1 protein-coding gene and 1 pseudogene are annotated in these 400 nt (G+C 35.2%); one reads left to right on the top strand and one right to left on the bottom strand.

Translation table 11 applies throughout. The features are described 5' to 3' along the window. Nucleotides 1-162: glycerophosphodiester phosphodiesterase (locus HZY83_RS08155; protein ID WP_305038427.1), on the top strand; the 162-nt coding region annotated here is incomplete at its 5' end. 124 nt (nucleotides 163-286) lie between these two features. Here the strand turns inward: HZY83_RS08155 and HZY83_RS08150 are convergent. Continuing rightward, nucleotides 287-400: pseudogene (locus HZY83_RS08150) on the bottom strand (30S ribosomal protein S4); the annotation flags it as partial.

The following is a 400-nucleotide window of genomic DNA, read 5'->3' as shown; positions in this document are numbered from 1 at the left end:
AATTATAAGTTAGTTACTAAAAGATTTATGAAACATGCCCATGAAGAAATGTTAAAAGTATTACCTTACACAGTTAATAAACCTAAGGCGGCTAAGAAACTTTTACATTATGGAGTAGATGGAATTATTTCAGACATACCTGAAGAAATGTTTAAGTTGTAGGGCGAACAATGAACGCCTAAGCTAAAGCTTATGCATAAATGCCACTAACCTTCATTGATGAGGAAGTGGCATTAAAAAAACCCCAATTCCGGAAAGGCATTGGGGTAAAATTTGAAGAAATCGATTATCTTGAGTAGTACTCAACGATTAATTGTTCATTGATTTCAGCTGGTAACTCGCTACGTTCTGGGAAGCGAACGAAAGTACCTTTTAAGCTGTCAGCATCGAAGTCTAAATA

Origin of the sequence: Gemella sp. GH3 (genome assembly GCF_013415425.1) — a bacterium.
Classification (GTDB): Bacteria; Bacillota; Bacilli; order Staphylococcales; family Gemellaceae; genus Gemelliphila.
This window is presented reverse-complemented; position numbering and strand designations above follow the sequence as displayed.